A 25,131-nucleotide genomic window follows, 5' to 3' on the forward strand; every position below is an offset into this window, starting at 1 on the left:
CGACGGCATAGGGTTTCTATTGCGTTTTCCTAACAGCGGCTACTCAATTGCTTTTTGAAATGTTGCGGTAAGCCGTTTGTTCAAACCGTGGTGAGGTTCGGCTGAAGAACCGTAGTGCAACTCCGCCAAGGCAGCGATGTCATTGAAAATGACTACGGAGCCGCCCTCTTCATTCGCATAAACCAGTAGTTTTTGGCAAAAGGCATCCAAACCAATTGCTGGAAAGCCCGCCATTGCCACGCCACCGGGTGCTGGTCCGCCGAACAGCAAGAGAACCGTATCCGGTAGCGCCACCCCCAGTTGGGAAGCTTCGGTCGCAAAATCGATTTCTCCAAACCAGACAGTATCGTCCTGCCCCATCACGGCTGTCCTGAGACGTTCGACTGCCTCTGGTACGCTGAGCTGAGATCGCAGCTCGATGATCCCGTAGTCGGTAAACAACCCGTTGGTCGGCGCTGGTGTTGCATCCAAGTCGTTTAGAACTTCGAGCATCTTGCTCTGAAACGCACTCAACGAAGAAGCGTCCGTGAGCCCATGCCGGACTTTGAGAAATTGAGAGTCTGTGTAAGCGATCTGTGGGCTACCATCCTGATCGAAGGAAAGTACGCGAAAAGGAAGGTCCAGACCTGCTCGCACGGTCTCTTCCAGAATTGGCGTGTTTATCTCAGGATCAGAAAAAATGAGTACACGAGACGCTGGCATTTCTACGCCTTCGGCTTTGGCCAGTCGCGAGTGATCTATCGATGCGATTGGAGTAACTCCCGCTTCGGCAACGACAGTCTCAAGCGCTAAGAAGTTTTCGTCCACCGCAGTCTGGACGGATGACGATTGTGCCTGAGCGGATGTTGACACAGATGAAGTCGCAACCAACGAGAGAACGAAGAAAAACCTCAGCATTTTACCACTTCCTGTTTCATCGTACGTTTTTAAGAGAAACCGCCGCCAGAGCTGCAAAAGCTATCTCGGCTGCAAGAAAAAAGAGAAGTATCCCGTTCGGAACTCCATCGATAAGAATGCTTAGTATGCGTCCAACGGCCAGTCCCGACATAAACAAAAATAGAACCCACAGCGCGGGGCGTTGTAATTCTGGTTTCGAAGCGGCCGCCAACCAAAACAACGCGTTTGCCAGGTAAAGACCCATAATCGCTCGGAACACGTGGGTTTGGTTCGTCCCTTCCACCGGAAATGCCAGCAAAACTGGGATCGAACTGCCTGGCATCAGACCGTATGATAACGCAATTGGCACGAGCCCGACGGCAGCAAGCAAAAGGACTAATCTAGCACTCATGGAGGACTCCTTCTGGTAGAGGTTTTGCTTTTTTGCATAATTACCAATCGGTTTTTGGGGCATCCGATGATCCGAGCCGGATGCCCACGCCACTGTCAGAAAAGCATATTGAATGCCTCGCTTCTTCTACTGAGAGATGCCGCCTTCGGTTGATGTTTGTTCCTCAACATGGTCTTGATTGGCGACCGGCTTCCCGCGCGGAGGGAACTCCTCGAAGGTAGCGAGATGTGCCTGCACTAGACGGGCGGCTGGACCGAATGCCCACATTTTCTCGCCCATCCAGCGGACGTACATCCCGCTTTCATCCGCAGCTTTCTCATAAGGATCGCGGCGAAGGTTGAAAAGCAAGGGGGCGACCAACTCTTCCTTCGGGCCTGACCAGCCATGGTTTTGAACGACAAAATGCGCTTTCCAATCGTTGTAGCGTACTGCTTGGAGGTCCGTACCCTGATAGTAAATCAGCTCGCGGCGATTGCTCTCTTTATCCTCACCTGTCAGGTAAGATAGTTGGTTGTAGCCATCGAGATGCACTTTATAGCCTTCATATCCCTCTAGGAGCTTTTCTCTTAGATCTGTCGGACCTCCAGCCGCAGCTACAAATGTTGGCATCCAGTCCATTCCGCTGAAGATGCCGTTCAAGACTTGACCTTCAGGAATTTTGCCCGGCCAGCGAATAATCGCAGGAACTCTAAAGCCACCTTCCCAGGTAGTACCCTTTTCCCCATGAAACGGTGTCGTACCACCATCAGGCCACGTCAGTGTTTCCGGGCCATTGTCGGCGGTGAACATCACTATGGTATTATCGGCAACTCCCAGATCCTCAAGGTGGCTGAGAACGTTACCAACGTTGTTGTCCAACTCCTTCATGACAACATCCTGAAGTCCGCGCCCATTGCCCAACATAGCTTCGTATTCGGGGCTGAGATGGGTCCAGACGTGTGCACGGGCAGGAGCCATCCAGACAAAAAACGGAGTGTCCGACTCTACTGCACGGGAAATGAAGTCCTTCGTGTAAGATGTCACTTCGTCATCCAAAGTCTTTTGGCGCTCCGGAGGCGCAGGCCCGTCATCAATGATGCGCTGCTTCCCGACTTTTCCAAATCGCGGGTCGACCGTTTCGTCTTCTTCTTCTGTTGCAAAAGAATGAATGATGTTGCGAGGCGCAAATTGCGCATTGAACTCTGGGTCGTCTGGCCAATCCGGATCAGACGTATATTCCATAGCATTCAAGTGATACAGCCAGCCCCAATACTCGTCGAAACCTTTTGTAGTCGGTAGGAACTCATTGAGGTCGCCTAGGTGGTTTTTTCCGAACTGCCCCGTCGTATACCCCAACTTTTTCAGGAACATCGGAAGCGTTGGGTCATCTGGGTTTAAACCTATTGGATCGCCCGGAAGCCCTACAGTGTGCATCCCCGTCCTAATGGGCAATTGTCCAGTCATGAAAGCTGATCGACCAGCAGTACAACTTGGCTCGGCATAATAATCTGTGAGACGAGCGCCCTCAGATGAGAGGCGATCCAAGTTCGGCGTCTCGATGCTTTTGACACCTCCGTGGTAAACGCCGACGCTCGCCCAGCCCACGTCGTCTGCCATGATGACAAGAATGTTGGGCGGGGCATGCTCGTCGGCCCAAGCTCCAGTGAAAGCAAAGCAGACCGCACCCGCTACTGAGATAAGCTTGTTCATTAAGACCTCCCGACACGCAATTTCTCACCAACGATAGGAAAAACATCGGCTTGGAGGAACAGTCTAATTTGTTAACTTTTTGGGCACAGCACCTTGGTGCAAGAAATGTCTTCGGCCGCAAAGTCTGCAGTGCGGTCATTAGGGTCAGGACCCATTGATTTCCGCTTGGCTGCGTGATTCACGGTTCGAAAATCGAGCGGTGACCATGTCTGGTCTTTTCTGGCTGACGGATGCGCAGATGGCGCGTCTTGAGCCTTTCTTCCCCAAGTCCCACGGCAAACCACGCATTGATGATCGACGTGTTTTGAGCGGCATTATCTTCATTAATCGCAATGGGTTGAGATGCGCGATGCCCCTTCGGCTTATGGCCCACACAAGACGCTCTATAACCGTTGGAAGCGGTGGAGCGACAAAGGCATCTTCGCCCGGATGATGGCCGGTCTGGCTGCCGAACACGGTGAAGAGAAGACTGTGATGATCGATGCCATCTACCTGAAGGCCCACCGTACCGCAACCAGTTTGGGCGTCAAAAAAGGGGGCGTGGACGCCTGATCGGTCGCACCAAGGGCGGCATGAACACCAAGTTGCATGCCATCTGCGACAGTCGGGGACGTCCGCTCAACCTGTTCATCACCGCCGGTCAGGTCAGCGATTACATTGGTGCGCGGGCACTGCTGAGCAGCCTGCCGGATGTCGATTGGCTGCTCGGGGATCGTGGCTATGACGCCGATTGGTTCTGGGAAACGTTGAAAGACAAAGGGATACGCGCCTGCATCCCTGGCCGGAAGCAGCGGAAGAAACCGGTTAAGTACGACAAGCGTCGTTACAAACGGCGCAACCGGATCGAGATCATGTTCGGCAGGTTGAAGGATTGGCGGCGCGTGGCAACCCGCTACGACAGGTGCCCGAAGGTTTTCCTGTCAGCAATCGCCCTCGCAGCACTCGTTATCTATTGGCTATGAGTCCTGACCCTAAGTCTCACCGTGGCAAAACCAAATTTCATTGGAATTGATGGTGTGTCAGTTTTCCAGACTTTCAAACCAATCAAGCGCTATGGAGCTCCATCCTTTTGGGTAACCGTGCCCTCCGTCGTGCAGAATGATTTCGAGACTACCGTATTCACAGTTCCAGCGTTTGCGCCACAGACCTTCGGTCATTTCGTGGTGTGCAGCATTGGGTGGGCATTTGTTTTCTTGCCGCCACATCGACAGGCCTTGCCAGATATCTGCTTGCGTGATGGTAACGTCAAACTCCTCGCTGTGTATTGCGCGACCTTCAAGCGGAACAACTTTGTCGGCAAACCCGTGGGTATGGAGCAAGTGTACCGGCTTTAGACAATCTTCGGTCGCCGGGAGCCAGAAACCACCGGACGCCGGCGCGTAACCAAGAGCCAAATCCGGTGCATGACAAGCAACTTCCCAGGCCATTGATCCGCCTCTGGAAAACCCTGTCAGCAACACCCGGCCCACATTCACGTTTGCATGAAGGGCAGCGTCAGCCAAAACTTCACGGAGAAACCTTACGTCTGAGCGGGGGTAGGTGTTCCAACCGTCTCGAACAGACCAGTCGGTGGGTTTACCATCCAACCAAGGGAGCGCGGTCGGCGCGATAAATGCGTATCCTCGCTTGGTAAATTCTTCAACAAACGCCGTGTTCCCGACAATATTCTCACCTGTACCCCCATAACCGTGCAGGTGCATCACAGCAGGTCCACCCTGCCAATCGTCCGGAAGGACGATATGATATTCTCCAGTTTCAATTTTGCACGACTTTGTTTTGTCACCACAATCAAGGGCGATTGCCTGCCCTGAACTCACGAGTAAAACAAAAACGGCCATTACTTTGTTGTGCATCATGTCCCCCTCGGGGATTGATGTTAGCACACTTCAACACAGAAATTCCCGAGAGAGCTTACTCGGGCAGTCCCACCAAACGAAGCCCATTCAGGATTGCGTCCCAACGTGTGGGGTCCTGAAAATGGAACCTGCGCACACCACTAACCCGGAAGTCCGGATCTGATGCCAAAAGGGCCTCCCGTGCCCTCGCTCCTTGATCATGTAGACCAGCCTGACCCGCAGCGCTGGCAAGATACAATTGAGCGACCGGCAACCCTGGCGAGTTTTGTAGAGCCCGGTTGGCGTTGGCGATGGCATTCTCAAAATCACCCATAACCAGATAGGTTTGTGCCAAAGCTTGTGGAACACGGTGATATATCCGGTTCTTGGCCAAAGAAAACGAGCCCTTCTTAATGGACTTTAGCGCTAGCTCTGGTTGGCCCATCAGGTTCTGAATCCAGCCCAGTACCATATGTCCCTGGGCAAACTGCGGACTGATTTCGAACCCACGTTCAACACACCGCACCGCCGCATCCAGATCGCCAGTAATACCGTAGTGAAAAATCCCCCGGATCAGGTGCAAGTAGTCGCTTTGATCATTCAACGATACCGCCTTGCTCAACCCGGCGTCGGCCGCTTCGATATCCTCCGGGTGTATCGGACGGTAACCCCATACCAATTCGCCGATCAACGTGTTCGCCTTCATCCCAACGGCCATAAAATTGCGTGGCTGGAGTGTCAGGATCCTGTCCAACAGACGGCCCGCAGCCTCCCATTCTTCAGGCTGCGATCCCATCATGAAGTGCCCCGCAAGATTCAGCATTGCCTCGGAGTCGTTTGTCTCTGTCTCAGCTGCGTGCTCAGCAATTCGTTGCAGAATTCCATATCGGATCGTTGTTGCGATTTCCCCTGACAACAGATCTTCTGCCGCGAAAGGATCGGAAAGATCACCGTTCATCCGTTGGGTCAGGTAGGTTGCCGATGTACTCGTCTCACGCAGCTTGAGTGTGGCGCGGACCTGGTTTCCAGAGGCCTGAAACACCGCCGTAGCGATATGGTCCGGGTCCGCGTTGAGAGCGATCAGATCCAATCCCGTCAGATTGGCAAGCGCCGCCTCAACGGTGTGATTGCAGGCTTCTGCCAGCATCTTGGCATCATCATTGCTGCCAAGGGCTTCGAATGCCGCGAGGGCTATGGTCGGTTTCCTGGATGTACCACCGATGGGTGGTGTGCTGACACTGTCCTGCGCTCCATCTTGGTCCGGGGGCCAAACAAAGGCGCGGATCGGGCGCGAGATGTTTTTTAATGTCAATTCACCGACATCAGCGAACAGCTCGTCCATTACGCCAACGATCTGGTCACGGACGGCAGCGGAGATGCAAATCCCGCCCGTTGGGGCGGCACCTTCTAAGCGAGCGGCAAGATTCACACCGTCGCCATAGATATCACCGTCATCCACAACCACATCGCCTATGTGAAGGCCCATGCGGTAACTGATCTGCCGATCTTGAGGCACGGATTCTTCCTCTGCGCGAACCGCTTCTTGCGCCGCTATCGCGAACCGAACCGCTTCCACAACGCTTGAAAATTCGGCCAGAAATCCGTCGCCTGTCGACTTGATGATCTTACCCCCAGCCTGCTTGATGCCGGGGTCGAACACGGACAGGCGCAGTTCTTTCTGACGCGCCAGTGTGGCTTCCTCGGCAGCTTCCACAAGCCGCGAGAAGCCGACAATGTCGGCAGCCAAGATCGAGGTAAGTTTGCGCTTCACCCTTGGGCTCGCGTGTTCAAGGAAATCCAACCGGTTTTGTCTGGTTCGGGCATAGCGACACCATCCCCTCCGAACGATGTCGGAACCGTCTTCCACTTCGGCAGGCCGTCGGCCATGTCGAAAACACGCTCGCCATAGAAGATGTGAAAGGTTGGCTCAAAGCTCAACGCGGATTCGGCCAGCGACATCGCGTAAACCGCGACGATGTCCTTACCGGGTTTGATATTCATCAATGCACCCCCGCATTTACCACAGGAAACACGATGGCTTTCATCATTCTTGTCCGATTGAACCGTCGGTCCTGACAAAGAGACATTGTCTGCCGACCAAAGACACCATGCATTAACCGGCGCCGAATGCCATTTTCTGCAAGAGTGGCAATGACAATATGCCATGACCATCGGCTTACCGGCAGCAGAAACACTACATGCGCCGCAATAGCAGATTCCTTGGTAGGTTTCAGAATCGCCGCTCATTTTCCCTCTACCCCCCATCGAGCAATGGCTGTTAACGTAAGTTTTCCGCTACGCCTTTTTCTCCAATGCCCTGTCAGTTATACATTCCAATCGCCGGGTCCCAAAGTAGCTTGTTCCCCTCTGAAATTGCATTTTCGAAGGTGCCGATTGTCCTTCCAACTTCGCGCACCCATTCGCGTTGCGGATGTCTAAAGATGCAACGTAATCGCGAGATCGTAGAGTAAAATTTTCAAAATGTTGAGGCCCGGCTCGCCATCTCGACCATTCGCTGTGTAAGTGCATTCAAAAGACGGCGCTGGTTGGAAAGTCAAAGGATAACTGCATCCAAGGACTTTGGATGTTCTGTTATTGCTTCCCAGCCATCTTCGGTGATTATGAAACTGTCGCCGACCTGCGCACGAAATGTATCGACTGATACTGAACCATCAACAGCGAAAACCATCCCTGGCTGCAATACTGTCGTGTCGCCGGTGACCAACTGCGGCTTTTCCAAAAAGCTATAGCCAGTCGCACGGCCACACCGGAACGGGTATTCAAACCCCGCCCCCTGAATAACCTCGGCATAGGCCGCATGGACACTTTCGGCGGTCACACCTGGGCGCAGCTCAGCCAGTGCGGCGGCCTGACTTGCTACAGCAACCTCATAGATATGCTCTTGTTGTTTATCCGCCATCTCACCGATCCAAAAGGTGCGGTCAAAGCCAAGTTTGAAGCGGTGAAAATTGGTCATACCGCAAAAGCACAAAAACACCGGTTCGCCCCGTTTCATAATCCGGGTTGAGGCGCGATGATGGGTTTTGGTGATGGTATCGCCCGACGCCATTATTTGCAAAAAATGAGTGTTGGGCGACATATCCGCGTCATCGTAATGCGCCACTAAAAGCTCCGCGGCCTTTCGTGTTCCGGCCCGGGACGTGGCAAGCGCAACTTCGAACTCCGGCACTCCGTCTGCAATGGCGTTGCGTCCGGCGTCCATCATAGCGCTTGCAACTTGCCCGGCATGCCGGGCCAATTGAAGTTCCTGGGCGGATTTTATCATTCGCATTTCAGCCAATATCGGTGTGGCGCTGACCAGATTTTCCCCCGAGACCAACGTATCCAGATATGTCCGCACAACAGGCGGTATATGATCAGGCTCAATCCCGACGCGCTTTGCAGTCTTGACTGCTTTGGGTAACTCCAGCCGCCACTCTTCACCCATACCGTCATTCCAGGCCGCGATACGATCAACGTGTGCCGCTGAAAGTGCCGTATTCAGGTCTATTGTCGGCGTGATCAGCAGGCTTTCGCCAGACCTGTGCACAACCAGAATGGTTGGGCGTCCGAACTCCATATGGAGGTAGTCATAATAGCCTGTCAGATAATAAACGTTGTCGTCATCGGTGATGAGAGCAACGTCGATTCCGGCTTCTTGCATATGAGTGCGAAAGCTTTTCATCCTCGAGGCAAACATCGTCAGTCTCCATCCTGAAGGTATCAGTTGAGCTTCTCAAATTGAGTTGCGTGATCGAGACCGTAGAACGCGTTTGGTCCACGGTCTATCAAAGCAAAATCAAGCACCTGTCTTGACGCTTCGCCTGCATTTTATCGGAATTACTTCTCTGATCACTGATTTTCCCGTTAAAGCCTATCATCAAGCTTCACGCATACGGTGATACGCCGCCGTAAGTAAAATAGCAGCGCTATCTGCGACCTACCTCCAAAGCCATTTCCCTCAGGTGTCGCATATCAGTACCGCAGCAACCGCCAAACACCCTGATAGACGGGTTTTCCCGCAGGACATCCGCAATTTCTTGGCCGAGCTGCGCGGGATCTCCTTCATCCAAGGTATCGGCCTCATCCAATTCTGCGTGCGAACAACTTGATGCATTGGCAACAACACCTTTGAGCCTTGGATGCGCGTTGAGCGCGTCGGCAAAGTGCGTCGGGTGTGCGCAGTTGACCATGTGGAACAGAGCTGCGCCGTCTGTTTCTGCTTCGATCTGGTCTATGGCATCAACAAGTTTTGTGCCGTCAGCCAAACAGCCATCGGTTTCGACGACCAATGACAAAATGATGGGTAAACCAATATCTCTTGCAGCCAGAACACAGCCAGCAGCCTCGCTTAGGCGGTTGAACGTGTACGCGGTCACCAGATCAACACTGGTTTCTTTCAGAACAGCGAGTTGCACACTGTGGTAGCTGCGCGCCTGTTCAACTGTCATGGGTGGGATGTCAGCGTAAGGATCGTATCTTGGGCCAACGCAGGCGGAAACCAAAACGTCTTCCCGCCCAGAAGCATTGCGCACCTCCTCCATCAGTGCGACACCATCCTTGTTTACCTCACGAAGACGTTCAGCATCGTAGCCCAAAGGTGCAGCACGGTCGGCATTGGCCATCCATGTCGGTGCGTCGAGAATGCACCCAACACCCATATCGCCGGCCAATTGCACGAGCGCTTGCATTTGTCCGGCCAGAACAGCCCGGGTGTCAGGCTTCTCCAGCAAGGGAAACGACGCAAAACCCGGAAGCTCGATACCGTGATTAAAAATCAGGTCCGTACCTGTACCTGCATAAACCAAAAATTTCTTGTCACCCTCGCCTGGAAGTCTCCGCGCCATTTTGCCCCCCTCGAACACCGGCATTACTCCGCATCCACAATAACAATGATCAGATCTTCTGCAAAACTGAGGTGTTTACTTGTCCGTTCGGACGCTTTCTGCATTTGCGGTATCGGCTGGGCATATCTAGGCGCGAACCACCGGAGATTCTGAACAAGCGTGGCTGTACCGTTCTAACCTTGAACATCGAGTATCGAATCGTCTCACTATGTGAGACCTACAGCATGCTGACCAACCCTCCAAATAAGTTGCTTCAGTCATTTGGGCACACGTTAAGCTAGAAGGTTCCCAGAACTACGCGGTGAATCTCGGGCTGCCGCGCGCTCCGACTTGACACAGTGGCCCTAACTGGTTCAGCTTCCGGTCATGACGTATACACGCATCCACTGCCATCGAATATCGGCCTGAGGTCGATAACCCACGCGAAATCCGTGGGAGGCAGTATTGGTATGCGGGCGAGGCTTATATCCTTGTAATTGCTCCAGATTAGAGTGCACGAGTCGGTTCGATTCCGACGCCTCCTACCATCCTCAGGAGGTGTCCGACATGGCGGACGAAGTTACGAACGCGATTGATTTCGACGACATCAAGCAATCGGTCGAGGAGAGCCTCGGACGCACACCCGAAGGCTGGTCCGGCTTGACCACAAAGCTCTTCACAGAGGTTAAGGAATACTGCGAACTGAAGGGTGCCACCTACCCCTTTGTCCTCCAGATCAAGGAGAGGCTGGGAGAGCTCCGCATCTACCACAGGTGTAATGATCGACACATCCAGTCGATGATCTCTGAGACGATTGCGCGTGCAAATCACAGCTGTGAACGATGCGGGAATAGTGCCGAGACCCAACTTCTGGACGGCTGGTACACGACCCTGTGCTGTTGGTGCGCACATGATGTCGCGAGCAAGCGCCATCCGGAACGGCACCGGCTGTTTGGCGTTCGAAAGAAGCCCATTCGAGATCAAATGACGTGCTCGGTCTGTGGCTTTTTCGGTCAGATCGACCGAACGGATGACCGTAATCGGTGCCCCGCGTGCGTGAAGAAGAACTGGTGATGACCGCCGAACAACAAGTGAACTTCGATAAGATTATGGAAGACTATGACGATGAGGACTACGCCCGGAAGCTCATGAATACGGGCTCACTGGCCACCGGTCATGTCCCGCCGATTGCCCTTTGCCATATCCCGGGAGGGGTCTTCCATCTCAACAAGACCAAGTTCTGGAGAATGTGAATGATGGATGATGTCGAAAAGAGCTGGAAGGAATTTCGGGAAAAGGTCCGAGGTGTGATCGAGAACCATGGAGCGCCAGATGATCTCCGCTCATTTGACGCCTGGTACGCCGAAGAGATGCGTTTGGTGATGGCGCACAACTACCCAGCTCCGCACGTCTCTGACGTCACATGGTCGACCGAGGTTCTGCATGTCGAGTGTGATGACCGCGAAGTGGTCGACCGTATGATGACTGCTATGGCGGAGGTTTCACATGATCTAAAAGAGGCGCGGGCCGGGAGGTCAGTGATGAGCAGTGTTGTCGACTGGAACGATATTCATGGAAGCGTCTTCAAGCAGCTTGGTGAGTATCGTGCCGGGTGGGTGGAGCAGCTTACGCTTGCACTTGAGAAAGTGAAAAGGTTGATCGACGAGCAGCCCGACCTGTTTGGTGATGAACACCCGTCCATCGTTCAGATCAAACAGAAATGGGGAGGCTTGCGCGTCTATGAGGGCCCGGACTGCAACCAGGCTGCGAGTGAAGAGATTCAATGGCGTGTCGATCAGATTGAGCAAACCTGTGAAGGTTGTTCTAATTCTGCCCAACGCCAGAACTTCCTTGGGTTTGTGACGACGCTTTGCAGCTGGTGCTACAATGATGCTCTGCGGCGGCGATTTGAGGGCGCTGAAGAATCCTGGCCCGACAGCCTGAGGCTGGACATTGTAGAAAACTATCCAGACCTCGTTTCTCCGGATTGCGCATCTCTTGTTCCTGCTGTCGGAAAGGGCTGGCTCGTCATGATTTCGCAAGCACTCCACAAGCTTTCCTTCAGTCAGGATTTCAGGGCACTGGACCTTGGAACTATTCAGATCTCGGAAATTAGGAAAGGCCGGGATGGCAAGATTTCCATCGATTTCAGTCGATACCACGATCTCATTCAGGAGTACGCTGACTGGATGGAATTTCGATGCGGTGTGACGTGTGAAGAGTGTGGCCACGTTGGTGACATCGTTCGGACAGCCGACGGGTCTCAAGTGCTCTGTTCTCACTGTTACTGTACTCGGGAGAAGTCTGATGGGTGATGACGACGACGTTGAGCTGGATAAACAAACCTTGCGTTTGCTTAGGCTTCGGGAGGCTGAAATTGCGGCCGGTCGAGCGAAACTAACCAAGCCGATCTCAGCGGATGAGATCCGGGCGCGAAAGGTTACTGAGCCGAAAGACAAGACAGATGAGTGACGAACTTTCTAGCGATGACCTGATTACCGAGGTTCGCGCGCGTTTGAAAGCGGATGAAGATTTTTGGCCAGCATTGCTGGAGGTTGTGCAAGAGCACGTGGTGGAAGTCGTGCCAAAGCCTGACGAGGTTCCCGAGTGGACAGACGAGTGGATCGCTGAGAACAAAAGAGGCGAAGTTTGTTCAGTAAAAGAAATCTTCGGACGCCCGTTACAGGATGTTCCTCTGGATGACTTGATCGCAGAGTTGCAAGCTCGTCGCAAAGAGGGTCCGGAGGTCTGGCTTGCATTGCGCAAAATGATTTTCGAGCAAATCGCCGATTTTGCACAGCGTCCGACCGATGCGCCCAAATGGCGGGATGAATGGGTCAAAGAGAACACCTGGGATCTAGTGACGGACACCGATGATGTCGAGATCACTGATGGCAGCGGCAACGTGTTCGACGACCTCGGGATCGAAGACCCAAGGAAGAAGACTTAGTGATGGGGCCTGAGCATTTCAGCTTGATCTTATCCGCAGTGATCATTGTCGCGTTGGCGGTCTACGTCAGACACATCGTCCGCACCGCTGGAAAAGATCGCGAAGTCGATCCAGAGCAAGTGCAAAGGATCATACGAGATCTGGACTACAGCCACCTGGACCGAGTGATGAACTGGCGAAGGAAGAGGTAGCGGGATGTTGAAGGTGGTTGTCTATGTTGGTGATCAAGAGGTCGCCCGAGCTGTGGCTGAGAACGATTCAGAACTAGCGGACGTGTCCGATTACAATATCCGAATGAACGAACGGGCCGCTAAACAGCTGGGCATTCAAGAAAGAGGTCTCGGCGGCCGGATTAAAGGCCACCCTCGAAATCTGACGGTTTGGGCGCTCGTCCGCAAGATCGCAGACCTTTGGCTTGCGGGGATCGGCGCGGGCGAAGAAGGTGTTGAGGCAGAGCTGCTGCCGATGATCCGCAAGTCAATCCGCGAACTAGATGAGAGGGTCGAAAAGGAAACGAACCAAAGCGAAGATTGGAATGCTGTGATCAAGCAGATTTCTGATGACGAGCCGTATTCCCTGGGCTTCTACGCTGACAAATTTGAGTCGTGGACAGCGGACGAGATTGAAACTCTTCGATGTGATTTGGTTGAGACAGCCACAGAGGAAGAACTAATGGCCGAGGTCGAACGCCGGCGAAGAGCCGGTCTACTGCCCAAGGAGGTCTCGAATGATGGCTTCTCAGATCTGGTTGATGATCTCTGGGGCAAACTCGATACAGACCCAGACCGCTAGTAAAGCTTACCTGCCGCCATTACCCAATATTTAACATACGAAGTATTATATGGCGACTGTCGTTGTAGTAGTGCGCGCTTCTTCTAAGCGCCTCTCCTGCTAGGAACCAAAGCGCCCCGGATAAGCACATCCCCAACACTGCTCTGCGGAACCATGTACTATCAGTCTCTGTGATGAGCATGGTTGACCGCAACCAGACCAAACCGGACATTCGCAACAAGACTGTGCAACTGCCGAGATGCGGACGAAGCGGACCCTGATGGTAACAGACTGAACGTCAGCTTCTGGCATTGTTGCGTGAGCTGTTTCTACGGGGCAATTAAAAACTAGCTGTCCGCTTCGAGCAAACTTACAATGCCGCGCAACTTTCTTGTTCTATGTTCTACTTTCCGACAAGAATTGCATGTTCCCGCTCTACAACCTTTTCCCAATCGCCTCGCGCTTTCAGACCTGTCGAAGAGTCTCCCATTAGCGAAGTCACCATCAATCTTCCACGCGATTTCGCATCTTCTTTCGAAAACCCGGCCTGTTCAAACATCCAGGCGGCGAACTGGAATCGTTTGCCAATGGTTCTTTGATAAGCTTCTCTTACCTTCTCATCGGTATTCGCCCACACTGAGACAGCGTGATCTGGCAACGCGGCGTCCTCTTCAATGACCTTTTTCATGAGAAGAAGAATGCGGTCTTCCGGGGGGCCGCCAAATGTCTTTGCATGTGTGATCACTTTGTCAGTCAGTTCCTGCTCCCAATATCTGAGAACCTCATCCAAAAGCTCACGGACATTCTTGAAATGCCAATAAAAGCTACCGCTTGTCAGGTTCATTCGCTTTGCCATTGGCACGACCTTTATCGCGGAAACGCCGCCCTCGTTGAGAACTTTGTAGGCCAGCAATATCCAGTCTTCCTTGGTCGCGGCGTTTTTTGGTGAGTTTCGAGTGATGGATTCTGACATTCAGATTATAGCATTCTTTATTTGACATAGAGCAGTCTATGGCTCTACCGTAGATAAGTCTATGGTGAACGAGAGGTTCACGGTTTCGTGTTCTCTTACGAGGCTTCGCTTTGAAGGGGGGATCAATGAATAACTTAATGAAAACCGCAGCCGGTACATTGATGGCATTAGGCGTGACACTGGCTGGCACTGCCACGGCCCAAAACGCCTTGCCGACGGGTCGGAGTGCCACTGAAATCGAAAACGGTGTATATCCCGCGTCTTACTTTCCCAACACTGAAATCCTCGGCGAGGATGAGATGCGTATCACGGCATTGGGTACGGGGATGCCAAACCAAACCAAGGCAGCCGTTTCGATTTCGTTTTATGTGGAACTTGGGAATGGGGACGTCTTTCTGTTTGACGTAGGAACTGGCGCAACGGGAAACCTGTTTTCGCTGCGACCGGACTTCGCAAAGATCGACAAGGTCTTCTTCAGCCATTTGCATGTTGATCACGTTGGAGACTTCATGGGCCTCCACGTCGGAGGTTGGCTTTCGGGCAGATATACCCCGCTCCGCATCTTCGGCCCGTCCGGATCAGAAGATGAACTGGGCACCAAAGCCTATGTTGAGGGCATGTCCAAAGCTTACGCCTGGGACTTGGCCACGCGAACGGGCGCGCTGCCGGATGATGGCGCCAAGCTTGAAGTCACTGAATTCGATTACATGCAGGAAAACGAGATTGTTTATCAGGAGAACGACGTAACTATCCGTTCCTGGCCTGCGATCCACAGTCTGGATGGCTCGGTAAGCTACTCTCTAGAATGGAATGGGCTGAAATACGTCTTTGGTGGCGATACATACCCGAACAAATGGTATGTAGAATATGCCAAAGGGGCGGACATCGCGTCTCACGAGGCCTTCCTGCCTCCGGATGCGCTAGCCCCTTATTTTGGCTGGGACATGAAACAGGCGACTTATGTAGCTACGCGCGTTCATACGGAACCTGCGGCTTTCGGCAAAGTTATGTCCGCTGTCGAGCCACGCATGGCCCTAGGGTATCACTCTGTTCTTTCACCCGAAAACTATCAGGCAATCCTGGAAGGTGTCCGTTCGACATACGATGGACCGCTCACGCTGGCGCGCGATCTACAGGTGATAAACGTAACTAAGGATCAGATCGTTGTTCGGGAAGCGAGTGTTGACGAATACGCTCTGCCACCAGCTGTGAGCGACGAATACATCAATGCACCGCGCTCAAAAGAAAAAGAGCCTTCTGAAAAAGTTCAAGCCGGCAAATGGGATGGTTACACGCCACCGCCAATGCCGGAAAATTAACGTTCAGGGGTGAACAAAATTCTAATTTGGCGGTATCTCTGCCGACTATTCCTGATGCTGAGTGTGATGGCCTCGAGTGCACTGGCCGTTTCGGCGGATGTCGTTCTGACAAACGGTTCAGAAGTTGCCCCCAATATTGCTGTCCTTCATGTCAAAGAGGATGGGGTCTACGTCGACCTTGAGATCTATGTCGAAGATATTCCGTTCTTTGCGGATATGTTGCCAATAGGATGGTCATCAGATTTCGTCGGGGGTGAGCCGGAGGCTGAACAAGATACCAATCAAGGTTATGCGCAAGCCGAAAGCCGGGCGCTTTCGATTGTTGCAGGCGACGAACGGGCCCTAAACGCTGATATCAGAAAGGTGGAATACCGAACGCGCATAGACCGGGCCTCGCCGCTTGCAGGTCAGCGCGATCCATTCTCGGGGCAAGCTGTTCCCAGCCCGCCAAAAGATCCGCGCGTTTTATTCGCGGAAGTGTTCTTTCCGTTTCAAAACTCAGTTCCCAAGGAGCTGACTTTAGTGCCGCCATCGCGGGATGGTGAACCACTGGCGACTATCGGGATGCAGGTTTTTGACCGCGAGGTTCCGGTCACGGATTTCAGCTTCTTGTCAAAGCCGGCAGAGCTAAAGATTCACTGGCCTGATCCGTGGGATAGCCGCTTTTCTGCTCAAAGCCTGAATCGAAAAGCTCAGGACGGGACATCCACGTTTCTTTACATCGAACCTCGTGAAGTTCGGCATGAAACACTGATCCGCTTGCGTGAACTGGCGCCTTGGATTGGTGAAGCTTTCGAAGTGGGGCAAACGCTTTCGCCACAGCATAGCGCCTTGATCGTAAACCAGGCGGCGTCCTTTTTGACTTCTCGTAACCCCGTGTCAATTGATGGCAAATTAGTGCAACCGTCAAACACTACAGCAAAACTCCTGGAGCTGACATCGCAGGGTTTTCAGGTTGTCGAGCCCGGAAAGCAAGTGTCCGTGAACAATGCATTTATCGGAGCTATCCTGTCTTTCTCATCGGCAGATCTTCCCGATCAGGTGACGGTCACATGGGATATGTTTGACGAGGAAATTTCCCGCGTTGCGACCATTTCAAACGATATCGCCGGGCCATTCTTTGGAGCTGTCACTCCAGCAGACCCTCAGTTTCATTGGCAGAACCACCTGCTCAAATACGAAAGAGCATCTGTTACTCAGATTCCAGTTGAGCAGCAGACACGACAGAACCCGGCAATGACTTTGATCTCCGGGATGATCAGTGCCGCCTCACTTGTTTTTTTCCTGCTGTGCGAGGGCAAAGTTGCAAAGCGTGTCAGTTGCGTAGCCATGATTGCCGCTGCTTCTGCAACTCTGGCATTTTCGGGATATTTGCAGGAATCACCGTGGAGCAAGCCCGAGCCCCCTGAGCTGCAGGTTGCGGAAGATATACTGCGCTCAATGGTCGAGAACTTGAGCACGGTGACTCTGGAAGTTTCGCCGGCCACAAGAAAGTCAGAGCTGGCACAGATTGTAACGGCAGCATCTCTGGGTGACATCGCAACAGAGGTCGAACGTGGTCTCGTAATCCGAACGCCGGGAGGCAGTCTTGCTACAGTTACAGGTATTAGTGCCCTGAAAGTAGAGCGCGTTGACCCGACCCTTAAACCGGGTGGATTTAGCACTCTGGCAAAATGGACAGTGAAAGCCCAAGGCGGTCATTGGGGACACGCCCATATACGCGCGGTCACGTTCCGGGTGCTAGCCGAGGTTGTACCTGATTCAGGGCAATGGAAGCTGGATGGATTAACTGTAATCGAGGCCCGAGATCCAAATGTATGAGCGTTTAAGACCAAAGGTTTTTGCTTTCGGCGCTCTGTTTGTCGGAGTGCTTTTGTCACTGACGCTGTCAGCCTCGGCGCATTTTTTGCTAAACCTTAACGTTCGAATTTCGCATGTCGAGCATTCCGAAGGCGGTCTGCGTGTCTACATCCGTACGCCCATGCCTTATCTGGTTGCAGACAAGGTCGGTGATCAGGATGGTGACGCCTTGCCGAATGCTGCACCATTCACGACTAATGCCTTGAGCGACGGTCAGTTGGCGCACTTTGTCGACTTGCAGGCTGTCATGAGCGATCCCAATGGGCTGGGGCAATTCGCCGAAGGTGGGTTGCATCTGTTGGTCGACAATCAGCGCTTAAGAGGAACAGTTAAGTCCGTTCGCTTGCATCGAGTTGGAAATGAGCCCGGATTTGCAACTTTGGCCGAAGCTCAACAGGCCGTGGACACCGAAACGGCCTTAACGCCACCGCTTTTTGTTGGTGACACAATTGTCGATCTCGTCCTGCATTATGACACTGACGGCCCAGTCCAATCTTACAGCATTACCAACGTGCTGGACCCCGGCTTGCCCGATCAGGACCAAACGGCCAACCTCATTCTCGACTACGCGTCGGACACACCACAGATATTCCGATCTCGGGGCCTGATGACTGAACCATTGGTGGTTCAGCAAGAGGGGTATGGAGGATTCCTGAGTTTTGTCTTGGAAGGTATACGACATATCCTCGAAGGATTGGATCATGTTCTTTTTGTTGTGTGTTTGGTCATTGGAGCGCAGACCCTCAGGGCGCTATTGCTGCGTGCAACCGGTTTTACCGTTGGGCATAGCGTGACGCTGTCTCTGGGGTTTTTCGGGTTTGTACCATCGGGCGCGTGGTTTGTTCCTGCCGTCGAAACCGGAATCGCGCTTTCTATCATATTTGCAGCTGTCGCAGCGTTTATGAGTTTTAAGGACAGCGCGCGCTCTGAGGTCACGATGGTGCTTCTGACGACGCTGATTGGCCTCTTGCACGGGCTTGGGTTTAGCTTTGTGTTGCACAAGATTTTGCAGGTTACATCCCCAAACATCTGGCAAAGCCTGCTTGCATTCAATCTTGGCGTCGAGCTCGGCCAGGTCGCCATTATTCTTGTGCTCTGGCCTGCCTTAATAATGTGTCGGCGCGTGAACTCCAGTTTGTGGATGTCCCTACGAGTGGGCTTAGCCGGTGGATGTGCGGCTATCGCCTGCTATTGGACCTTTCAGCGAGTTGCCGAGGTTTATTCCACGTTGGCTTAAGGTCATTGCGATGGCGCGTGCCGTGATGAATGCGTGTGAAAGAAAGCGAACTTTCTGCTGTTCCGCAACATTAGGCAGAATGGGCTCAAACCGGACAACCGAAGTTCACAATAAGGAGCCAAGGTAGGCTGAACGGGACAAAGCAACCATAGGGCCAGTTCTTTTGGATGTCCGCTTATCTATTTGCATTTTCGAGACATAACTCGACCAACAATCACCAAGTGCGCACGCACGCAACGGGGCTCAATCCATTACACAACGAGTGCTTTCTGTCGGTCTGGCCCAAACAAGTTCCGTCGCGAACCAGCCACCGTTCACTCCTTGGGCAACGGAGGCGGCTGGAAGCCTTCCCAAACGCCGTCCATGATGAAATCGGACATATTCCCATCTACTGCATCGCTTCGCGGGGCTTCCTTGTAGGCCTTTGTGGTTGTTGGAGGCGTAACCCTGTCAGCAAAGACCGCCATTCTGACGGTGATCGAGTCCTTGGTTACGTTCCAAACCATTCGATCCGTTGCCACGGTCAAGGGCCCGTCATATGTCGCACGTATCCCGTCGACCATGCCCTGCTGTATATCCGGGGTCAAAACAGTGTGATACGCGACAGCCATCCGCGGTTCGATTTCCGACATTACCTTTCCAAAGGCTTCCGGCGGGGTGTGAATGTAGGACGAAACGTAAGTCGCCTCTTTGAGTTCCCAATCGTTAAACTTCGCTAGGCCAGCCGGGGTTGGAAAGCATTCGTGGATCGCAAAATCGACCCCTTTGGCGTATTTATTGAACCACTTGTTTGGCCGCGTGTCACCGCCAAAAACAAAGCTCAAGCCGTTCCAATCCAACCGATAGCTTACCGGCCCATCCAAAGTATGGATTGCAGGCCAAGAGCGGATTGTCACGTCGTTATTCTCATAGATGATCTCATTTTCCTTATGGTAATCAAATTCGTGCACCTCGACCCTTCCACCTGCATCAGGGAGCAACCCCGTACGTCCCGATATATCCCAAGCAAGCGCCGCCATGATGCCATCGACCGCGGCTTTTGTTCCAAGTTCTGGGCTTGTGCCGTTTGGTCCGTAGACGTGAAGCGGCGTAAATCTGCCGCTGAGCCAGCTTCCGACGATGAAGGCGTCAAGATCACCAAAATGATCTGTGTGGAGGTGGCTAAGGAAGATCTTGTCGATCCGGGAAAAATCGGGCCGTAAACCGAAAAGGTTCGTCATAGAACCAGTTCCGAGATCGAAAAGAAACACATCTCCATTTCCAAGCTCCACCATCCAGGCGGACGACTTCTGAGCAACGGTGAGCGGTGTAGGCAATCCGGTGCCTAGAGCCGTTATCCGCATTTCCTCGACGCCCAGCATTTCGGTGTTCGGAAGAAACTGGGATGCTGGCCTTTCCTCGGCCAACGCGCCGAGTGGGGCAATTGACATCGCCAGGGCAACAATAAGAACAGCGGCGCTGCGCCCTTTGCTTTTATCAGCAACGCTTTTCATATCACGCTCCTTTCGTCATAGATTGCGGCAGAACCACTTAAACAAAAAACCATCGATCAGTCGACGAATCAGTAATCTGATTGGCAACCGCACTTGATATCCCGTTTGCTCTACTTCGCCATTTAGACGAACAGTAGTGCTCAAAAGCAGACAAGCTTCACGGGGGCCACGACCATAGCATTGGGCCAACCAAAATTTGCACTGTGCGAAATTAGCTTTGAATTCGAAAATCAGTGGGTGGCTATTGCGCCCAAGGCTTTGGGCCAAAGATGCAAATCTTTAGGCGAAATGCAAAACTATGGGCGCCCCTACACTAGATGTAGGGGCGCTCATAACGCTGCATCCCCGCCATTGATTTTACTCACAAAAATTGAAGACATTCGCCCAAAATATTGCGCGCCATTTGCGCATAAGTTTGCACGATTTGCCCATAACAATGCGCTGTTCGAGAATCGCGTTCAATTGATGGTAGTCACCGCACATCTTCTTCAACTAAAACCGGGCGCCTCTCAATCAAAAGTGCATTCTGATTGGAAATATTCAACCCTGATCATAGGGAAGCAGTCCATTCGTAGACTTGTGACAGAACCCCGCTTCAAGAAAGGATATTGCCGTACCCGCGAAGTGAGCGCGTCCAAATCGGCGCGCTCACTCTATTTGTATTGCCTGTCACTACGGAGGCTAGAGCGATGTATTACTCTGCGGCAACCGCTTCCTCTACTAGTGCCGGGTAATCGGTGTACCCTTTTTCATTGCCGCCGTAGAGGGTAGTTGGATCGAGCTCATTCAGAGCGGCGCCTTTCTCCAACCGGTTGACAAGATCAGGGTTGGAAATAAACGGCCGGCCAAAGGCCACCAGATCGACGGCTCCGGTTTCAACCGCTTCAACCGCCATTTCCCGGTCATAAGCGTTGTTGCCCATTTTCGCACCGTCAAACAATTCATAGAGCGCCTTCAGATCGCCACCTTCCGGAATATCGCGCGGGCCGCCGGTCTGTCCCTCCACGAGATGGAGATAGGCCAACCCATAGCCATTCAGCAATTTGACCGCATGGGTGAATGTCGCCTGCGGGTCACTGTCGGAGATGTTGTTGGCGTCCGAGAATGGGCTGAGGCGCACACCAACGCGGTCGGCGCCCCAGACATCGACAACCACGTCCATAACCTCTTTCAGGAACCGTGCTCTATTCTCGACAGGACCGCCGTATTCGTCTTCACGCTTGTTGGATTCGTCTCGCAGGAATTGATCGATAAGGTATCCGTTGGCTGCGTGGACCTCGACACCGTCGAAACCGGCCTCTTTGGCGTTTTCCGCGGCCCTCCGGTAGTCCGCAACGATGCCAGCAATTTCTTCGATGGCCAGAGCCCGCGGTTCAGATGTTTCAACAAACTGCTCACCATCAAACGTCTTGGCCTTAGCTCCAATTGCGGATGGTGCAACAGGGGCGCCACCATCCTGCTGCAAGCTGTAATGCGAAATCCGGCCTACATGCCAAAGCTGGATTACAATCTTCCCGTCCTTGGCATGGACGGCCTCAGTCACTTTTTTCCAGCCGTCGATCTGCGCTTCGGAATAAATGCCGGGCGTCCAGGCATAGCCCTTGCCTTGGGGCGAGATTTGCGAAGCCTCCGTGATGATCAGACCTGCACCCGCCCGCTGGGCGTAGTACTTGGCCTGCAATTCTTGGACACTGTCATCCTCGGCTCTTGCCCGGTTGCGGGTCAATGGCGCCATGACAACGCGGTTTTTCAGCTCGATTGCACCAGCTTTGATGCCGGAGAACAGTTTTTCATCAGCCATTGCTGCTTCCTTCTTTGGTAAACTTCGTTCAGATATTATTGGACCAATCAGTCCAATATTAGGGTCACTGTCTCATGATTGAGTTTGTTTTAGGTTTCATTTCCTTATGGTGGCGGGAGGCCTTATGGCGAAATCACCAACCGGGCTTGTTTCAGGGTTTGCGATATCTGCTCAGCGGGAACGCCCGCCTTGCGCAAGGCTAGTGTTCCGATTGCAAGGGACGCAAAGGCGCGTGCCTTGTCGAGGGCCTGTCCCGGATCCGAAGGCTCAAGCGCTCTCGCAATAATCTCGTCAATATTCTCCAAATGCTGCCGCCCGAGAGCCGCCACTTCATCATCATGAGGAGCAAGTTCCGTCAGGCAGTTGATAAGCATGCAGCCATCACGGCCGCCTTGCGGGTTCGCCAAAGCTTCCATTATCGCACCAACAGGGTCATCTTCGCCTGCATCAGCAACGTCACGCAGCTCTTTCAAACCACGCCTTGAATAGTGGCTGAGGGCTTTGTGAAACAAAGCCTGCTTGTTGCCGAACGCTCCATAGAAGCTGGACCGACTCAAACCCATGGCCTTGGTCAGATCATCCACGGACGCGGTCTCGTAGCCCTTGTGCCAGAATACGCACAAGGCTTTTTCCAATGCCTCAGCTTCGTCAAAGGCACGAGGTCTACCTGGACCTGCGGATGATTTGATGTCGCCATTTGGGAGAGTTTTTTTGCTCATGCGCATGATTTGGAATGATTGGTCCAGAAATTCAAGGTGGCGGTAGGAAATTTTTGGAATGGTCAGTCCGTATTGTGACCAGAGAAAGGAATTTAGGTCGGTAGAAATACAAATCCTCCCCATCCCGCTTGGTGTCACGCTAATCTTAGGATCAGGACTGTTTGTCTTTTTGCGAGAGTGTCAGACGAGGAGGATCGTGATCGTAGAAAAGAGAGCCCGCGCTCGGTACTAGTTTCCAACACTGGACAGAGTGACTGGCGGCTTTGTCCAACGCGCTGATGTTGATCACTCACAAACCAGAGATTGGTTCGGTAGATTCATGGCCAATGCCCTCAGCTTGTGAGGATTACTACTACAATGAGTAACAAAGCCAGGAATTCAGAACTGGTTTTACGAGCATCAGAACGGCGGGTCATCGTAAGCAAACCAACAATAATTTCAGCGCGCTAGGTAAAAAAGCGAGGTTAGCTGAAGTTTAATTTGCCCAATGTGAACTTCATAACTTTGGTTAGAACGGTTTTTTGGCAGTATCGTTTCATGAGTTGTTAGTGAGTTCAGTGAGTAAGTAGATGTATTTGCATAAATTCGAGGGGCATTGTTGCGCGGTCAATGACATCTGGATGGATGATTTTGCGCGTGAGTATCCGTTGCTGGACGATGTAGGCGTGCACGCACGATGGCAGAAGGGCTCCTGGCAGATCACGCGGATAGCCGACATCTGGACACGAACCGGGAAGGTACTTTCTTTGCCTTACAAAGGAGCCAACGCCTATCCATCTTTCCAGTTTGCTCAGGATGGAACCCCGCTTCCTTTGATGGAAAAAGTGTTGAAAGCCCTGCCACGTGAAATGACCCCGTGGCAATGCGCGTTCTGGTTAACCTCACCCAAACTGGAACTCGGAGGGGAAAGCCCGGCAAATCGCATTCAGACCGGCGATGATTGCATAGTCGGTATCGCAGGCGATGCTGGTGGTCTGATGGCAGCTTAGTGTTAGCTTTTGGTCAGTCATACGTCGTACAGCATCTGGCAAATTCATGTCTCCCCTGCTTTTTCTGCCTCCGGCAAGAATAGCGAGATCAGGGCACTTAAATGTCCATTCTCTTCTGAGAATTCAGAGACAATACCAAGCAGCCCATCCATAAATACGAATGGCCAAGAGCGTACTGAAATACGGGTACTAGCTAGGTCTTCGAATATCGATACCCGTTGGAGAAAATCCCACCAACAAGTGCAACTGCTCTGCAAATCTGTTATCTGCCGCTACGCGTAGCGGAAACTCAACAAGCTCGGTTTCTGCAAATTTCTGTCAAACAGACTTCACCGCTCAAATACAGCCATCATCTGCCTGCGCAATCGCGCCAGATCCTCATCCACACTAGCGGTAGGATCGCACGTAAATGTTGGCAAAGCCTCCACACGGATCGTCCCGCTGCGCGGTAAATGTTTGCCGCGTGGAAGTAGACTATCGCTGTCGTGGATGACAATAGGGGTGATCGTGCGGCCGGTTTCTCGGGCTACTAATACAGCACCCGCTTTAAAATCCCCGAGCGATTCTGTTTTGGACCGGGTGCCTTCTGGGAATAGCACAATGGAACAACGGGCAGGCATTTCCCTGACAGCCTTTGTCAGCGTATCCATGGCCGTTGAACCGGAATCCCGGTTGATAGGGACGAGACCCGCTCCATCAAAACCAGTACGCAGGAGTTTGCTGTTCCAGAACTCTGATTTCGCCGCGAAAGTGAACCATTTGGTGTCGGGCACCACATGCATGAGACTGAAGCCATCGAGATGGCTACGGTGGTTAACCACGATGATGCTGTTGGTGTCGGCGGCGAGGGCATTCTTTTCCTCAGGACGCATCTCGACGCGGATGCTGAGGAGCCACAGCAGGCGGGAACATGACCGTTTCACCAGGCGCCAATACCAACCCCGAAACCCTCTGCGCCGAACGCAAAGAAGAGGGGCAAAGGCCACGAAGAGGAAATAAAACAGGCCGACAAGAACCAGTATAGCGCGCTTGATAAGGCGTATTGGCAATGGGTCAATGGCGCGAGTAGCGCGGTCTTGACCGTCAGGTGAAAAGGGCATGACGTCCTCTGATAGGGCCTGTGGCTGGTGCGTGAGCCATGAATAAAGGCCACCGGAGGTCCTCCGGCAGCGCTTTGACATGCGCCACTTGCGAAGGAAGACAGCCACCGCACACCTCTCTATCTGTCGAAGTCAGTACCAGATCAATGAGAAAAGACGACGTAGCGGAATGTATCTTGGTGCTTCAGTCTGACTTGAGTAACAACTGACCGGCCTTGGCATAGAATATCGGTAAGAGCCCAAAGTTACATCATCGGTCGAGAGCATCCGCAATTAGTTTG

Annotated in this window: 23 protein-coding genes, 1 tRNA gene and 1 pseudogene; 12 read left to right on the forward strand and 13 right to left on the reverse strand. The window is 52.8% G+C overall.

The features are described 5' to 3' along the window. Nucleotides 1-39: 39 nt before the first annotated feature. From ACR3EJ_RS02765 to ACR3EJ_RS02775, 3 genes are all read right to left on the reverse strand, one after another. Nucleotides 40-954: a DUF302 domain-containing protein gene (locus ACR3EJ_RS02765; protein ID WP_480422607.1), complete on the reverse strand. Its 915-nt coding sequence runs from the start codon at nt 952-954 to the stop codon at nt 40-42. Continuing rightward, on the reverse strand, nt 914-1,351 hold the full coding sequence (locus ACR3EJ_RS02770) for a DUF4345 domain-containing protein (protein WP_480422609.1): 438 nt from the start codon (nt 1,349-1,351) through the stop codon (nt 914-916). The genes ACR3EJ_RS02765 and ACR3EJ_RS02770 overlap by 41 nt, the downstream gene beginning before the upstream one ends. Nucleotides 1,352-1,414: 63 nt before the next feature. Next, nucleotides 1,415-2,977 carry an arylsulfatase gene (locus tag ACR3EJ_RS02775; protein ID WP_170547521.1) on the reverse strand — a complete coding sequence of 521 codons (1,563 nt, stop codon included), beginning with the start codon at nt 2,975-2,977 and terminating at the stop codon, nt 1,415-1,417. A gap of 205 nt (nt 2,978-3,182) precedes the next feature. On the opposite strand from ACR3EJ_RS02775, the pseudogene ACR3EJ_RS02780 reads away from it, so the two are divergent. Next, nucleotides 3,183-3,939 (forward strand): annotated as a pseudogene (locus ACR3EJ_RS02780) (IS5 family transposase). A gap of 57 nt (nt 3,940-3,996) precedes the next feature. Here the strand turns inward: ACR3EJ_RS02780 and ACR3EJ_RS02785 are convergent. The 5 genes from ACR3EJ_RS02785 to ACR3EJ_RS02805 all read right to left on the reverse strand — a co-directional run bounded on the left by ACR3EJ_RS02785 (nt 3,997) and on the right by ACR3EJ_RS02805 (nt 9,659). Beyond that, nucleotides 3,997-4,830: an alpha/beta hydrolase family protein gene (locus ACR3EJ_RS02785; RefSeq protein WP_170547519.1), complete on the reverse strand. Its 834-nt coding sequence runs from the start codon at nt 4,828-4,830 to the stop codon at nt 3,997-3,999. 58 nt (nt 4,831-4,888) lie between these two features. Continuing rightward, nucleotides 4,889-6,583 (reverse strand): adenylate/guanylate cyclase domain-containing protein, encoded by a 1,695-nt coding sequence (locus tag ACR3EJ_RS02790; protein WP_170547517.1) that lies wholly within the window; start codon nt 6,581-6,583, stop codon nt 4,889-4,891. Then, complete coding sequence (locus ACR3EJ_RS02795; protein WP_480422612.1) at nt 6,580-7,077, reverse strand: GFA family protein; 498 nt, start codon at nt 7,075-7,077, stop codon at nt 6,580-6,582. The genes ACR3EJ_RS02790 and ACR3EJ_RS02795 overlap by 4 nt, the downstream gene beginning before the upstream one ends. A 289-nt stretch (nt 7,078-7,366) precedes the next feature. Further along, nucleotides 7,367-8,512 (reverse strand): M24 family metallopeptidase, encoded by a 1,146-nt coding sequence (locus tag ACR3EJ_RS02800; RefSeq protein ID WP_170547513.1) that lies wholly within the window; start codon nt 8,510-8,512, stop codon nt 7,367-7,369. 229 nt (nt 8,513-8,741) lie between these two features. Continuing rightward, complete coding sequence (locus ACR3EJ_RS02805) at nt 8,742-9,659, reverse strand: homocysteine S-methyltransferase family protein (protein ID WP_480422615.1); 918 nt, start codon at nt 9,657-9,659, stop codon at nt 8,742-8,744. Nucleotides 9,660-10,092: 433 nt separating this feature from the next. Here ACR3EJ_RS02805 and ACR3EJ_RS02810 point away from each other — a divergent pair. From ACR3EJ_RS02810 to ACR3EJ_RS02840, 7 genes are all read left to right on the forward strand, one after another. Next, a tRNA-OTHER gene (locus tag ACR3EJ_RS02810) sits at nt 10,093-10,186 on the forward strand. Nucleotides 10,187-10,205: 19 nt separating this feature from the next. Next, nucleotides 10,206-10,712 (forward strand): hypothetical protein, encoded by a 507-nt coding sequence (locus ACR3EJ_RS02815; RefSeq protein WP_170547509.1) that lies wholly within the window; start codon nt 10,206-10,208, stop codon nt 10,710-10,712. Beyond that, nucleotides 10,691-10,891, forward strand: a complete 201-nt coding sequence (locus ACR3EJ_RS02820) for a hypothetical protein (protein WP_170547506.1) — start codon at nt 10,691-10,693, stop codon at nt 10,889-10,891. The genes ACR3EJ_RS02815 and ACR3EJ_RS02820 overlap by 22 nt, the downstream gene beginning before the upstream one ends. Then, a complete protein-coding gene (locus ACR3EJ_RS02825) occupies nt 10,892-11,953 on the forward strand; it encodes a hypothetical protein (protein WP_170547504.1) in 1,062 nt (353 codons plus the stop codon). Beyond that, nucleotides 11,946-12,110: a hypothetical protein gene (locus ACR3EJ_RS02830; RefSeq protein WP_170547502.1), complete on the forward strand. Its 165-nt coding sequence runs from the start codon at nt 11,946-11,948 to the stop codon at nt 12,108-12,110. The genes ACR3EJ_RS02825 and ACR3EJ_RS02830 overlap by 8 nt, the downstream gene beginning before the upstream one ends. Beyond that, nucleotides 12,103-12,588: a hypothetical protein gene (locus ACR3EJ_RS02835; RefSeq protein WP_170547500.1), complete on the forward strand. Its 486-nt coding sequence runs from the start codon at nt 12,103-12,105 to the stop codon at nt 12,586-12,588. Before ACR3EJ_RS02830 ends, ACR3EJ_RS02835 begins: the two co-directional genes overlap by 8 nt. A 195-nt stretch (nt 12,589-12,783) precedes the next feature. Next, complete coding sequence (locus tag ACR3EJ_RS02840) at nt 12,784-13,380, forward strand: hypothetical protein (protein ID WP_170547498.1); 597 nt, start codon at nt 12,784-12,786, stop codon at nt 13,378-13,380. A 382-nt stretch (nt 13,381-13,762) separates the two neighbouring features. Here the strand turns inward: ACR3EJ_RS02840 and ACR3EJ_RS02845 are convergent, their stop codons facing one another. Next, nucleotides 13,763-14,332 carry a TetR/AcrR family transcriptional regulator gene (locus ACR3EJ_RS02845; protein ID WP_170547496.1) on the reverse strand — a complete coding sequence of 190 codons (570 nt, stop codon included), beginning with the start codon at nt 14,330-14,332 and terminating at the stop codon, nt 13,763-13,765. 125 nt (nt 14,333-14,457) lie between these two features. Here ACR3EJ_RS02845 and gntH (ACR3EJ_RS02850) point away from each other — a divergent pair, with 125 nt between their 5' ends. The 3 genes from gntH (ACR3EJ_RS02850) to ACR3EJ_RS02860 all read left to right on the forward strand — a co-directional run bounded on the left by gntH (ACR3EJ_RS02850) (nt 14,458) and on the right by ACR3EJ_RS02860 (nt 18,748). Beyond that, nucleotides 14,458-15,651 (forward strand): guanitoxin biosynthesis MBL fold metallo-hydrolase GntH, encoded by a 1,194-nt coding sequence (gene gntH, locus ACR3EJ_RS02850; protein WP_170547495.1) that lies wholly within the window; start codon nt 14,458-14,460, stop codon nt 15,649-15,651. Between the two features lie 66 nt (nt 15,652-15,717). Next, entirely contained in the window at nt 15,718-17,472 is a 1,755-nt protein-coding gene (locus ACR3EJ_RS02855; protein WP_170547493.1) for a hypothetical protein, read from the forward strand. After that, a complete protein-coding gene (locus tag ACR3EJ_RS02860; protein WP_170547491.1) occupies nt 17,465-18,748 on the forward strand; it encodes a HupE/UreJ family protein in 1,284 nt (427 codons plus the stop codon). The genes ACR3EJ_RS02855 and ACR3EJ_RS02860 overlap by 8 nt, the downstream gene beginning before the upstream one ends. 314 nt (nt 18,749-19,062) lie before the next feature. Here ACR3EJ_RS02860 and gntH (ACR3EJ_RS02865) read toward each other — a convergent pair whose 3' ends face one another. The 3 genes from gntH (ACR3EJ_RS02865) to ACR3EJ_RS02875 all read right to left on the reverse strand — a co-directional run bounded on the left by gntH (ACR3EJ_RS02865) (nt 19,063) and on the right by ACR3EJ_RS02875 (nt 22,761). Beyond that, complete coding sequence (gene gntH / locus ACR3EJ_RS02865; RefSeq protein WP_170547489.1) at nt 19,063-20,241, reverse strand: guanitoxin biosynthesis MBL fold metallo-hydrolase GntH; 1,179 nt, start codon at nt 20,239-20,241, stop codon at nt 19,063-19,065. Nucleotides 20,242-20,935: 694 nt separating this feature from the next. Then, a complete protein-coding gene (locus tag ACR3EJ_RS02870; protein WP_170547487.1) occupies nt 20,936-22,042 on the reverse strand; it encodes an alkene reductase in 1,107 nt (368 codons plus the stop codon). A gap of 122 nt (nt 22,043-22,164) precedes the next feature. Beyond that, on the reverse strand, nt 22,165-22,761 hold the full coding sequence (locus ACR3EJ_RS02875) for a TetR/AcrR family transcriptional regulator (protein ID WP_170547485.1): 597 nt from the start codon (nt 22,759-22,761) through the stop codon (nt 22,165-22,167). A 569-nt stretch (nt 22,762-23,330) separates the two neighbouring features. On the opposite strand from ACR3EJ_RS02875, the gene ACR3EJ_RS02880 reads away from it, so the two are divergent. Continuing rightward, nucleotides 23,331-23,750 (forward strand): hypothetical protein, encoded by a 420-nt coding sequence (locus ACR3EJ_RS02880; protein ID WP_170547482.1) that lies wholly within the window; start codon nt 23,331-23,333, stop codon nt 23,748-23,750. Nucleotides 23,751-24,079: 329 nt separating this feature from the next. Here ACR3EJ_RS02880 and ACR3EJ_RS02885 read toward each other — a convergent pair whose 3' ends face one another. After that, nucleotides 24,080-24,850, reverse strand: coding sequence for a lysophospholipid acyltransferase family protein (locus ACR3EJ_RS02885; protein ID WP_159090148.1), 771 nt, complete (start codon nt 24,848-24,850; stop codon nt 24,080-24,082). Nucleotides 24,851-25,131: the final 281 nt, after the last annotated feature.

This window comes from Ruegeria sp. AB11, from assembly GCF_056536325.1.

Coding starts and splice junctions, on each gene's coding strand:
- ACR3EJ_RS02815 (WP_170547509.1), top strand. CDS start 10,206: ATGGCGGACGAAGTTACGAACGCGATTGATTTCGACGACATCAAGCAA.
- ACR3EJ_RS02880 (WP_170547482.1), top strand. CDS start 23,331: ATGTATTTGCATAAATTCGAGGGGCATTGTTGCGCGGTCAATGACATC.
- ACR3EJ_RS02830 (WP_170547502.1), top strand. CDS start 11,946: ATGGGTGATGACGACGACGTTGAGCTGGATAAACAAACCTTGCGTTTG.
- ACR3EJ_RS02835 (WP_170547500.1), top strand. CDS start 12,103: ATGAGTGACGAACTTTCTAGCGATGACCTGATTACCGAGGTTCGCGCG.
- ACR3EJ_RS02870 (WP_170547487.1), bottom strand. CDS start 22,042: ATGGCTGATGAAAAACTGTTCTCCGGCATCAAAGCTGGTGCAATCGAG.
- ACR3EJ_RS02840 (WP_170547498.1), top strand. CDS start 12,784: ATGTTGAAGGTGGTTGTCTATGTTGGTGATCAAGAGGTCGCCCGAGCT.
- gntH (WP_170547489.1), bottom strand. CDS start 20,241: ATGAAAAGCGTTGCTGATAAAAGCAAAGGGCGCAGCGCCGCTGTTCTT.
- ACR3EJ_RS02875 (WP_170547485.1), bottom strand. CDS start 22,761: ATGAGCAAAAAAACTCTCCCAAATGGCGACATCAAATCATCCGCAGGT.
- ACR3EJ_RS02800 (WP_170547513.1), bottom strand. CDS start 8,512: ATGTTTGCCTCGAGGATGAAAAGCTTTCGCACTCATATGCAAGAAGCC.
- ACR3EJ_RS02845 (WP_170547496.1), bottom strand. CDS start 14,332: ATGTCAGAATCCATCACTCGAAACTCACCAAAAAACGCCGCGACCAAG.
- ACR3EJ_RS02775 (WP_170547521.1), bottom strand. CDS start 2,977: ATGAACAAGCTTATCTCAGTAGCGGGTGCGGTCTGCTTTGCTTTCACT.
- ACR3EJ_RS02785 (WP_170547519.1), bottom strand. CDS start 4,830: ATGCACAACAAAGTAATGGCCGTTTTTGTTTTACTCGTGAGTTCAGGG.
- gntH (WP_170547495.1), top strand. CDS start 14,458: ATGAATAACTTAATGAAAACCGCAGCCGGTACATTGATGGCATTAGGC.
- ACR3EJ_RS02855 (WP_170547493.1), top strand. CDS start 15,718: ATGGCCTCGAGTGCACTGGCCGTTTCGGCGGATGTCGTTCTGACAAAC.
- ACR3EJ_RS02795 (WP_480422612.1), bottom strand. CDS start 7,077: ATGGGGGGTAGAGGGAAAATGAGCGGCGATTCTGAAACCTACCAAGGA.
- ACR3EJ_RS02770 (WP_480422609.1), bottom strand. CDS start 1,351: ATGCCCCAAAAACCGATTGGTAATTATGCAAAAAAGCAAAACCTCTAC.
- ACR3EJ_RS02860 (WP_170547491.1), top strand. CDS start 17,465: ATGTATGAGCGTTTAAGACCAAAGGTTTTTGCTTTCGGCGCTCTGTTT.
- ACR3EJ_RS02885 (WP_159090148.1), bottom strand. CDS start 24,850: ATGCCCTTTTCACCTGACGGTCAAGACCGCGCTACTCGCGCCATTGAC.
- ACR3EJ_RS02805 (WP_480422615.1), bottom strand. CDS start 9,659: ATGGCGCGGAGACTTCCAGGCGAGGGTGACAAGAAATTTTTGGTTTAT.
- ACR3EJ_RS02825 (WP_170547504.1), top strand. CDS start 10,892: ATGATGGATGATGTCGAAAAGAGCTGGAAGGAATTTCGGGAAAAGGTC.